Here is a 10657-nt window from a genome sequence, read left to right on the forward strand (position 1 = left end):
CCAGGAACCTCGTCGTGGACGCCTGCGACAGCTCGACGCCGAACCGCTCGCGGCACAGCTCGCGGACCATCGCCTTGGTCCACAGCTGCCGGTCGAACCCGGCCTTGACCGGCTCCAGGCCCAGCAGCAGGTTCCGCACCTCGTGGCGCTGCCCGGGTGACAGCAGCGGCCGGCGGCCCGGCGCCTTGCGGTCGCACAGCGCCGCCTCTCCGCCCTGCCGGTACGCGGCGGCCCAGCGGAACACCGCGGCCCGCGAGACGCCGTACCGCCGCGCCACGTCGTCGGGCCGCTCCCCGCCCTGCACCCGGTGCACCGCCTGGAGGCGCTGCGCCTGCGTCACCGCGCGCCGCGCCACGACCCCGACCCGTTCACCACTGCCGATCACCGAACGCCCTCCCCCGACTCCGGCAGCCCGCGCATGAGGCGGGCCAGCTCGCGCCGCTGGGTCGTGGGGCCGCGCTCGAAGGCGTCCAGCACCCGTTCCCGCAGCGCGGGCGACTGCTCCTGGCTGAGCTTGAACATGCCGTCGACCGCCTCGACGACCAGCTCGAACGCGCCGACGCCCGGCAGGATCTTGGCGAAGTACTCCACCGAGCCCTCGTCCCGCCAGCCGTTGCCGAAGTGCCGCTCGCAGAAGTCGACCCCGCGCCGCACCACGTCCATCGTCGCGTCGCCGGCCTCGATCAGCCGCACCGTGCCGCGCACGTGCACCGAGACGAAGTCCCAGGTCGGCGCGGCCGGCGTGACGTCGTAGATGGTCGGCGAGACGTAGCTGCTCGGCCCGGTGAACACCAACAGCGCCCGGCCGCCGTCGGACAGCGCCGACCAGTGCGGGTTGTCCCGGTTGAGGTGGCCGAGCACGGTCAGGCCCACCAGGGAGCCGTCCTCCGGGTCGTCCTCCCACGCCGGGATCGCCAGCAGGTGGGTGGCGAACGGCACCTCGCCCGCCCCGCCCGCCTCGCTGACCAGCGTGGCCAGCGGGTTCGCGCGGATGGCGTCGAGGACCCAGCCGGGCTCAGGCGGTCGGTAGATCGTCGGCACGTACACCGCTGCTCCTGTCCTCGTCGGCCGAGGTGACGACCTCGGTCAACACGCCGTGGCAGTCCTTGGGGTGCAGGAAGGTGGCCGTGGAGCCCATCGACGCGCGCTGCGGCGGGTCGAACAGGATCCTCGGCCCGTGCCCGCGGAGGCGTTCGACCACCGCGTGGACGTCGGGCGAGCCGAAGGCGATGTGGTGCACGCCCTCGCCGTGGCGCTCGATCCACCGCGCCACGGTCGAGTCGGGCGAGATCGGCTCCAGCAGCTGGAGGTAGGTGGCGCCGCCGTCGTCGGTGCCGTTGACGCGCAACATCGCCTCGCGCACGCCCTGGCCCTCGTTGACCTCCTCGTGGCAGACCTCGAAGCCGAACACCGACCGGTAGTGCTCGACGGTGCGGTCGAGGTCGCGGCACGCGATGCCGATGTGGTCGACCCTGGTGAACATCAGGACCCCGACCCGCGGGTGACCGCCGACAGGCCGCCCTCCAGGTACTGCCGCCGCATCTCGCTGCGCTGCACCTTGCCGCTGGTGGTCTTGGCGAGCGTGCCGCGCTGGATCGGCACGACCTCGTCGAGCACCACGGCCAGGTCGCGCTCGACCGCGGCGGTGATCAGCCCGGCCAGCTCGGCCTGGTCGACCGCGCGCAGCAGCTTGCCGTCCACCTCGACGGCCAGCACGAACAGCTCCCGCCCGTCGCGCTCGACGGCGAACGCGGCGCTGCTGCCCGCGCGCAGGAGCGGGTGGGCGCCCTCCGCGGCCAGTTCGAGGTCGTTCGGGTAGTAGTTGCGGCCGTTGCGGATCAGCACGTCCTTGTGCCGGCCGCACACGTACAGCTCGCCGTCGTGCAGGAAGCCGAGGTCGCCGGTGCGCAGGTGGGTCTCGGCGCCCTCGCCCGCGATCGTGGCGCGGAACGTCGCCGAGGTCTCCGCGGGCCGCTGCCAGTAGCCGCGGGCCACGCCCGGACCGCGCACCCAGATCTCGCCGATCCCGCGCCGGCCGACCGGCGTGCGCGTGACCGGGTCGACGACGCGGACCACCGTGCCGGGCACGGGCGTGCCGCAGCTGACCACGCGCAGCGAGTTCTCGGTGCCGGCGGGCACGGGCACCGCGACGCCGTCGGCGGCCCGCGCCGCGTCGATGGAGATCGCGTGCGGCGGCATGTCCTGGCGGGTGCCGGTGACGTGCAGGGTGGCCTCGGCGAGGCCGTACGCGGGCGCCGGCGCGGACGCGCGGAACCCGGCCGCGGCGAACACCTCGACGAAGCGGCTCACCGTGCTCCACCGGACCGGCTCGGCGCCGTTGAGCGCCGCGACGCAGGAGGACAGGTCGAGCCCGGCGGGCACGCCCCGGTCCGCCACCGCGTCCAGGCACATCTGGAACGCGAAGTTCGGCGCCGCGACGTGCGTGACCCGGTGCCGGCTGATGATCTCCAGCCACCGCAGCGGCCTGCGCACGAACGCGCCGGGCGACATCAGGTGCACCGGCACGCCGGCGCGCACCGGCAGCACCGCGCCGAACAGCAGCCCCAGGTCGTGGAACAGCGGCAGCCACGACGCGATGCGGCCGTGCTCGGGGATCGGCCACTGGGCGAGGATGTCGGCGGTGTTGTGCCAGAAGTTGCGGTGCGTCACCTCCACCCCCTTGGGGTGGCCGGTCGAGCCCGACGTGTACTGGAGCAGCGCCAGGTCGTCCGGCCCCGCCTCGTCGCCGGGCAGCCAGGTCGCCGTGCCGCGCAGCCCGGCGGAGTCCACCAGGGTCAGCTCGGCCAGCTCCGGCATGTCGGCGTAGGCGGCCAGCCGCTCGACCACGCGACTCGACGTCAGCAGCACCGTCGTGCCCGCGTCGGCCGCGATGCGGTGCATGCGCACCACGCCGTGCCTGCGGTTGGGCACCTGGACCGGCACCGCGGCGACCCCGGCGAGGAAGCAGGCGAACAGGTCGCGGACGAACTCCAGGCCGGTGTCGTGCGCCAGCACGGCGCGCCCGCCCGCCAGGCCGCGGTCCAGCAGCGCCGCCGCCCGCGCGCGGGCGTCCCGCTCCAGCTCGCCGTAGGTCAGCTGCTCGGTGTGCTCCTCGCCGTCCACGTGGTGCACGTAGGCCACGCCGTCGGGCGAGGTGAAGGCGCGCTCGGCCAGGATTCCCGGCAGGGTCCGCGCCGTGGTCGGGTCGAGGGTGGTGGTCTGCGTCTCCGTCACAACTAGCTCCCCAGGACTTGTCGCGGCTGCCCGGACCCTCGTGGCACGGACCCTCGTGGCACGGACCCGGTCGCCAGCGGCGCCGTGCGGCGAACCGCCTCGACCACCGACTCGGCGATCTCCCCCGCCCGGACGCACGACGTGGACAACAGGCTCGACGAGATGCCGTGCAGGTGCTCCGTCGCGCCCTGCACGTAGACCCCGGCCGACATGCGGCCGTCGGTGAGCACCCGGTAGTCCCGGCCCACGACCAGCTCGTCGTGCTCGGCGCGGCGCAGCCACGGCTCCAGGGCGTCGAGCAGCCGGTCCGGCCGCGAGGGCCGGTAGCCGGTGGCGAACACCACGTAGTCCACGTCCAGCGCCGTCGTCGTGCGGGTCGGCAGGTGCTCGATGTCGAGGCGCACCCCGTCCGCGGTGGGGGTCACCCGCCGCGGACGGGACACGTTGAGGAACCGCAACCTCCGGCGGCCCGTCACCCGCTCGTGGTACGAGCGGCGGTACAACTCGTTGATCAGATCCCGGTCCACGACGGCGTAGTTCGTGCCGGCGTGGTACTCCAGCAGCATCTGCCGGACCTCGGTGTCGCTGGTGAAGAACTCGTCCACGGCCGCCGGGTCGAAGATCCGGTTGGCGAACGGGCTGTCGTCGGCGGCGCTGTAGCCGTACCGGCTGAAGACCGAGTACACCTCCGCGTCGGTGAACGTGCGGTGGAGGTACTCGGTCACCTCCGCCGCGCTCTGCCCGGCGCCGACCACCGCGAGCCGCTTGGGCCGCGCGTCGCCCAGCCCCGCGACCCGGCCCAGCAGCTCGCCGCTGTGCCAGATCCGGTCGCCGCGCTCCACGCCGTCGGGCAGGCACGGCGACAGGCCCGTGGCGAGCACGACGTTGCGCGCGCGCCGCACCGTGACGCCGTCCTCGCTGACCGCGTGCACGTCCAGCGCGGTGACCCGGTCGTCGGTCACCACCGGGTGGATCGCGGTGACCTCGCTGCCGTACTCCACCTGGGGGACGAACCGCGCGGCCGCCCACTCCAGGTAGTCGTGGAACTCCACCCGCGACGGGTAGATGACCTGGTGGTTGATGAAGTCGACCAGGCGGCCCTTCTCGTGCAGGTAGGCCACGAACGAGAAGGCGCTGGTCGGGTTGCGCAGCGTCACCAGGTCCTTGAGGTAGGAGATCTGCATGGTGCTGTCGTCGATCAGCATGTCCCGGTGCCACCCGAACCGGGGCTGCCGCTCGTGGAAGGCGGCGCTGATCGGCGCCTCCCCGGCCTCGCTGTGCTCGTTGTGCTCGTGCACGGCGATGGCCAGCGCGAGGTTGGAGGGGCCGAAACCGATGCCGAGCAGGTCCACCAGCTCCCCCTTGGACTGTGTCGACACGCGGTACCCCATCAGATCGCGAGCCGGGCGTTGTAGGTGTCCAGCCACTCGTTCAGGTACAGGACCATCTCCAGCGAGAAGCGGTTGACCTTCTCCTTGACCGCGTCGGAGGTCGGGTCCGCCAGGTAGGACTTGGCGGTCGACAGGTCGAGGAACGGCTGGATCGGCGCGGAGCCGTCGGCCAGCAGGTCGGTGACCATGCCGCGCAGCGCGCGGTCGTAGGCCGGGTCGTCGATCGGCGGGTAGCCGGCCTTCTTGCGGTACAGCACCGAGGGCGGCAGCAGGTCGCGGACGGCGGCGCGCAGCAGCGACTTCTCCCGGCCGTCGAAGGACTTCATCGCCCACGGCACGTTGTAGACGTACTCGACCAGCCGGTGGTCGAGGAACGGCACGCGGCCCTCCAGCGACACGGCCATGCCGATGCGGTCCTTGCGGTCCAGGATGATCCGCAGGTAGCCGGTCAGGTTCAGGTAGGTCACGATGCGGATCTTGCGGTCCACGTCGGACTCGCCGGGCAGCTTCTCGATCTTGGCGACCTCCGAGGCGTACAGGTCGCGCTCGGCCTCGTCGCTGCCCAGCGACTCCACCAGCTCCTGGTTGATCAGGCCGGTGTTGCGCAGGCCGTTCTTGCCGGCCATCTGGCGGCCGAACTCCAGCCACGGCAGCGCCTGCGCGTCGACGAAGCGGTCCTCCAGGAACCAGTGGTAGCCGCCGAACAGCTCGTCCGCGCCCTCGCCGCCCAGCGCCACCGTGCAGTCCTGGCGGAACCGGCGCGCCAGCAGCAGGTACGAGGTGTCGAGGTCGCCCAGCGAGGTCGGGATGTCCCGGGCCAGCAGGACCTCCCGGCGCACCTCGGGGTCCATCAGCTCCTCGGGCGAGACGACGACCCGCGTGTGGTCGGTGCCCAGGTGCTCGACCATGCGCGCCACGAACGGGTAGTCAGGGGTGGAGCGGACCTCGTCGGGGGTGAAGATCTTGTCGTGGCCCGCGAAGTCGATCGAGTAGGTGCGCAGCGTCTTGCCGCCGTTGTGGCGCGCGGCGAGCGCCAGCAGGGCGCTGGAGTCCAGGCCGCCCGACAGGAACACGCCCAGCGGCACGTCGCTGTGCATCTGCCTGCGGACCGCGTCCTCAAGCAGCTCGCGGACCGTGCCCACGGTGGTGTCGAGGTCGTCCTCGTGCGGCCGGGCGGGCGGGGTCCAGTAGGTGCTGACCGACAGCCCGTTGCGGCCGAAGCGGACGATCGTGCCGCCGCGGACCTCCTTGACCCCGGCGAAGATGCCGTTCTCCGGCGCCTTCACGAAGTCGACGATGGCGCGCAGGCCCTCCAGGTCCACGACCGGCTCGACGGCCGGGTGCTTGAGCAGGGCCATGAGCGCGGAGCCGAACACGAACCCGCCGGGCACCTCGGTGTAGTACATCGGGTAGATGCCGAAGCGGTCGCGGATCAGGTGCACCTCCTCGGTGCGGCCGTCCCACACCGCGAAGGCGAACATGCCGAGCAGGCGCTCCGCGCACGCCGCGCCCCACTGGAGGTAGGACGCGAGCACGACCTCGGTGTCGCTGCTGGTCTTGAAGGTGTGGCCGTGCGAGCGCAGCTCGGCCCGCAGCTCGTCGCAGTTGAAGACCTCGCCGGTGTAGGCCAGGGTGACCGGGGGCTGACCCGGCTCCTGGGCGACCATCGGCTGCACACCGCCGACGAGGTCCACCACGGACAACCGCCGCACGCCCAGCGCGACGTGGCGGTCCAGCCACGTGCGCTGGTCGTCCGGACCGCGGCGGTGCATCGTGGCGGTCATGGTGTCGATCAACACCTCCCGCTCCTCCGAAGCAGGGGTGAAGTCGACGAAACCGGTGATCCCGCACATGGGTGCTCCTGTGAATTGACCGAAGATCGCTGTGGGACGAGGGACCGGCGTGGTTCAGGCGTGGGCCGGGGACGCCAGACCGGCGGGGTGGCCGATGCCGCGGGCCACCGCCGTGCACATCTGCTGGATGCTCGCCCGCGCCCGGGCGGCCTCCACCAGCGCGGGCAGCACGTTCTGCCCGGCCTCGGCGGCCGCGGACACGGCGGCGAGCTGGTCCGGGCACTCGACCCGGGAGAAGGGCCTCCGCCTGCCGGCGGCGACACCGGACTTGCGCTGCTCGCGCAGCAGGGCGCGCTCGTGCTCCGACTCGTCCGCGTCCGCGACGCCGACGACGGGGCCGCGGTCGCGGAACGCCATGTCGTCGATCTCGCCGGAGAGCCAGCCGCTGCGCAGCGCGGCGAGCAGGCCGCCCCGCTGCTCGATGCGGTCCAACCAGGACAGCGCCTCCGCCTCGACCTCGTCGACGAGCCGCTCCAGCACCGTGGACCCGCCGAGCGGGTCGACGTGCCGGGCCAGGTCGGTCTCGTGCAGCAGGATCTGCTGGATGCGGAGCGCGACCCGGGCCGCCAGCTCGCCGGGCGTCTGCACCGCCTCGTCGAACGAGCACACGTGCAGCGACTGCACGCCGCCGAGCACCGCCGAGATCGCCTGCACGGTCGTGCGGGCGATGTTGTTCAGCGGCTCCTGCACGGCCAGGGCCGAGCCGAAGGTGTTGACCTGGGCGCGCAGCTTCATCGACTTCGCGTCACGCGCGCCGTAGCGGTCGCGCATGCGGGTGGCGTAGATCCTGCGGGCGGCGCGGAACTTCGCCGCCTCGGCCAGGATCTCCAGGTGCGAGCCGAAGATGAAGCTGAACTGCGCGGCCACCTCGTCCACGGTGAACCCGCGGGCGATCATGCCGTCGAGGTACTGCTCCGCGTCGGCGATGGCGAGCGCCACCTCCAGGGGGCGGGTCGCGCCCGCCTCCCGCGCGTGGCCGCCGGAGATCGAGATCGGGTTGACCTTCGGCAGGTGCCGGACGCAGTGCTCGATGACGTCGAGGGAGAACCGGAAGCTGTGGTCGAGGTCGAACACGACCGCGTGCCGGGCCAGGTGCTCCTTGAGCATCTCGTTCTGGAGGGTGCCGCGCAGCGCGGCCGGGTCGACGCCGCTCTCCTCGGCGGCGACGATCCACATCGCGAGGATCATCGGCGCGGTCGCGTTGATGGTGAACGACACGGAGATGCGGTCGAGCGGGATGCCCTCGAACACCGCGGCGAAGTCGTCCACCGTCGCGATCGACGCGCCCGCGCGGCCGACCTCGCCGACGGTCGCCGGGTCGTCGGGGTCCAGGCCCATCTGGGTCGGCAGGTCGAACGCCAGGGACAGGCCGGTCTCGCCGCGGTCGAGCAGGTAGCGGAACCGGGCGTTGGTGTCGGTGGCGTCGCCGAGGCCGGCGAGCTGCCGGATCGTCCAGTGCCTGGTGGTGTAGCCGCCGGGGTGCAGCCCCGCGTCGTAGGGGAACTGACCGGGTTCACCCACGGTGGCCACCCTCCTCGGGCAGGAGCAGGCCCGCCGTCGCGAAGTCCTCGCGGGCGCCGGGCACCTCCAGGACGTCGTGGTCGTAGAACATCTTCAGGGTGTGCCGCGCGGACGCGCGGAGGTCGGCCTGGACCGAGGCGGCGGTGTAGGTCTCGCCGATCACCTGCTCCACCTCGCCGGGGGTGAGCGAGGTGGCGAGCAGGGACCTGCGGATGGCGGGGATGTCGGGTGAGAGGCAGGCGGTGATGATGCCGGGCAGGCAGCGCGCGGAGCGGGCCCGCGTGTCCTCGTCCATGACACCCCAGAGGAAGTCGAAGAACCGGGTGTAGAAGGCGTGGTGCCGGCGCTCGTCGCGGGCGTGGTCGGCGACGACCTCGCGGATCGTGCCGGCGACGGTCTCGTCGTTGGGGATGTCCTCCAGCAGGGAGGTCACCACCGTCTCGAACACCACGACCTGGAGCAGCTGCGCGGTCTGCGGGTGGAGCGCCCGCCCGCTGCCGTCGAGCCGGTCGAGGGTGTGGTCGAACGAGTAGGGCAGGCCGGGCACGCCGGTCGCGCGCTCCACCTGGTCCACCATGTCGAAGCTGGTGTGCGCGTGGTGCGCCTCGTCGCAGTAGATCTTCCACGCGTCGAGCCGCAGCTGCCGGTCGATGCCCAGGCCCGCCTGGTCGAACGCGACGACCAGCGTGCCCCGGTTGACGACCTTGGCCTCCAGGTTCGCCACGAAGTTCATGTACTCGTAGAAGCGGCGGGTGACCACCGCGTCGCGCTCCTCCTCCGGGAGCTTCTCGGTCAGCGGGTGCGCCAAGTGCGGGATGAGCTTCAGCGGGAACGCGGTCAGGCCGGACTCCACCTCCGCGCAGAACGTGCGGTGGGGATCGGTGCGCACACCGGCGCGCTCGTACCACTTACCGAAGATCAATGACGAGTTCACGGCGTTTCACCCCGAGGTGATCCACCGACGAACGGCGGGCACACGTAACTGATCACTCCACTCTCCCCCCAGCAGGAAGCGGAATCAAAAAAGCATCTAGACGAAGGCGTGAACCGCTATTCGCCTAACCCCAGAACGAGTTCGTACGGTACTCAAGGGCAACATGCCAGTCAAGGAGGAATCAGCTGATCAGGAAATAGCCTCCATTGATCGTGAGACCGAACTCGGGACGATGTAACAAGTCCGTTACATGTCTTTGATCATCCACAAAGGATGGCCTTTGAGCTGCGACAGGAGAATCCGTTCACCCATTCGTCGCCAATATTGAACAGTCAACCAACCGGGGCTCACCGACCAGGCAAAACAAGAATGACTAGGCCATTCGACGCAGTGCGGTAGGACGATCGGATCGCACGTCACTCCACCCGGTGGCCCATCTGTGAAATTGATCGACCACCTTGCCCCCGGGCAAAACCCGACATTCCCGAAATGCGAGACCCCGAAGTCCGCGGAGTCGATCGACGAGGCTTTTAACGGCGCTCACACGTGGTCCGACCTATTGCCGTGAAAGTGGTGCAGCACACATCCGCGATGTACGTGCCGAGATGCACGACACAGCGCGTTCGTCGTCGGTGGAGCGTAAGGTGCCGCGCCCGCGGGCCGCCCGCCGGGCCGCCTCTCCGGACGGCGGCAGGATGCTCACCCGGACGTGGGAGGCGGTGCGCCGACCGGACGATCAATCACCGGACGCGCAGGCGACGTCCGGCCGCGGCGCCTCCGGGCCGTTCGCGGTGAAACCGAAGGTGGTCGAGCCGTCCACCGGGAGTTCGGCGTTGTAGTCGGCGTTGCCGACCCGCACCGAACCGCCCTCCGCGGCGAGGTTCCCGTCCCACAGGTTGCTGATGACGTGGCCGGGGGGCAGGAGCCAGGTCACCGTCCAGCCGGTCAGCGCGCGCCCGCCGTCGTTGCGCACGGTCACCTCGGCCTGGTAACCGCCCGGCCAGGAGGTGGTGACCCGGAAGCGGGCGGTGCAGCCGGACGACGGGGCCGGGGTCGTCGCGGCGGTCCCGCCGGTGGTCCCCGCGGCGGTCTCGCCGGTGGTCGCGGCGGTGGTCGCGCCGGTCGTCGCGCCGGTCGTCGTCGCGGTCGGGGCGGGCAGGGCGGTCTCCTCCGACTCGCCGTCCCGGAGGAAGCCGCCCAGCACGACGCCCACCGCGACCAGCACCGCGGCGCCCGCCGCCGGCACGACCTTCCGCCACCGCGCGCGGCGCGGCGCGAGGAGCGGTCGCGTGCCGGCCGGGGACCGGTCGTCGACAACGGGACGGGTCCGGTCGTCGGGGCGGGCCTGGTCGACCAACTCGGTTTCACCAAAAAACCGTGTTCCGTTCACCGGTGTCGTGACGCCGGTCAATTCCCCGTCACCGTTCGACCCGTTTTCGTCGAACCCCGGAACCCCGTCGAACGCCGGCGCGCCGGGCAGCGGCCGGCCCTCCACGACCGCGCCCAACAACTCGTGCACCTCGGCCATCGTCGGCCGCTCGCCCGGGTCCCGGCGCAGCACGCGCAGCAGCACGTCGCCCAGCGGCCCGGGGGACCGGAGCGGTTCCACCCGGCCCTCGGACACCCGCCGCAGCAGGGCGTAGGGGTTGTCGGTCGCGCCGAACGGCGGGTGGCCCTCCAGCGCCGCGTACAGCGTCGCGCCGAGGGAGTACACGTCGGAGGCG

9 protein-coding genes are annotated in these 10657 nt (G+C 71.8%); all 9 read right to left on the bottom strand.

Annotated elements, in window-relative coordinates:
* The coding region (locus tag ACFV4N_RS32770) for a helix-turn-helix domain-containing protein (RefSeq protein ID WP_499676520.1) at positions 1-385 on the bottom strand (385 nt) is incomplete at its 3' end.
* Complete coding sequence (locus ACFV4N_RS32775) at positions 382-1047, bottom strand: FMN-binding negative transcriptional regulator (protein WP_499676521.1); 666 nt, start codon at positions 1045-1047, stop codon at positions 382-384. The genes ACFV4N_RS32770 and ACFV4N_RS32775, both read right to left, overlap by 4 nt.
* Complete coding sequence (gene mce, locus ACFV4N_RS32780; RefSeq protein WP_499676522.1) at positions 1016-1483, bottom strand: methylmalonyl-CoA epimerase; 468 nt, start codon at positions 1481-1483, stop codon at positions 1016-1018. Before mce ends, ACFV4N_RS32775 begins: the two co-directional genes overlap by 32 nt.
* Positions 1483-3234 (bottom strand): fatty acyl-AMP ligase, encoded by a 1752-nt coding sequence (locus tag ACFV4N_RS32785; RefSeq protein ID WP_499676523.1) that lies wholly within the window; start codon positions 3232-3234, stop codon positions 1483-1485. Before ACFV4N_RS32785 ends, mce begins: the two co-directional genes overlap by 1 nt.
* Before the next feature lie 2 nt (positions 3235-3236).
* Positions 3237-4613 (bottom strand): lysine N(6)-hydroxylase/L-ornithine N(5)-oxygenase family protein, encoded by a 1377-nt coding sequence (locus tag ACFV4N_RS32790; protein ID WP_499676524.1) that lies wholly within the window; start codon positions 4611-4613, stop codon positions 3237-3239.
* A gap of 11 nt (positions 4614-4624) precedes the next feature.
* A complete protein-coding gene (gene asnB, locus ACFV4N_RS32795; RefSeq protein ID WP_499676525.1) occupies positions 4625-6478 on the bottom strand; it encodes an asparagine synthase (glutamine-hydrolyzing) in 1854 nt (617 codons plus the stop codon).
* A 54-nt stretch (positions 6479-6532) separates the two neighbouring features.
* The gene (locus ACFV4N_RS32800) at positions 6533-7999 is read right to left on the bottom strand and encodes a methylmalonyl-CoA mutase family protein (protein WP_499676526.1); all 1467 of its coding nucleotides are present in this window, start codon (positions 7997-7999) and stop codon (positions 6533-6535) included.
* A complete protein-coding gene (locus ACFV4N_RS32805; protein ID WP_499676527.1) occupies positions 7992-8933 on the bottom strand; it encodes a diiron oxygenase in 942 nt (313 codons plus the stop codon). The genes ACFV4N_RS32800 and ACFV4N_RS32805 overlap by 8 nt, the downstream gene beginning before the upstream one ends.
* Positions 8934-9669: 736 nt before the next feature.
* Positions 9670-10657: cellulose binding domain-containing protein (locus ACFV4N_RS32810; RefSeq protein ID WP_499676528.1), on the bottom strand; the 988-nt coding region annotated here is incomplete at its 5' end.

The sequence above is a fragment of the Actinosynnema sp. NPDC059797 genome, assembly GCF_042732085.1.
Taxonomy (GTDB): domain Bacteria; phylum Actinomycetota; class Actinomycetes; order Mycobacteriales; family Pseudonocardiaceae; genus Actinosynnema.

Coding starts and splice junctions, on each gene's coding strand:
- asnB (WP_499676525.1), bottom strand. CDS start 6,478: ATGTGCGGGATCACCGGTTTCGTCGACTTCACCCCTGCTTCGGAGGAG.
- mce (WP_499676522.1), bottom strand. CDS start 1,483: ATGTTCACCAGGGTCGACCACATCGGCATCGCGTGCCGCGACCTCGAC.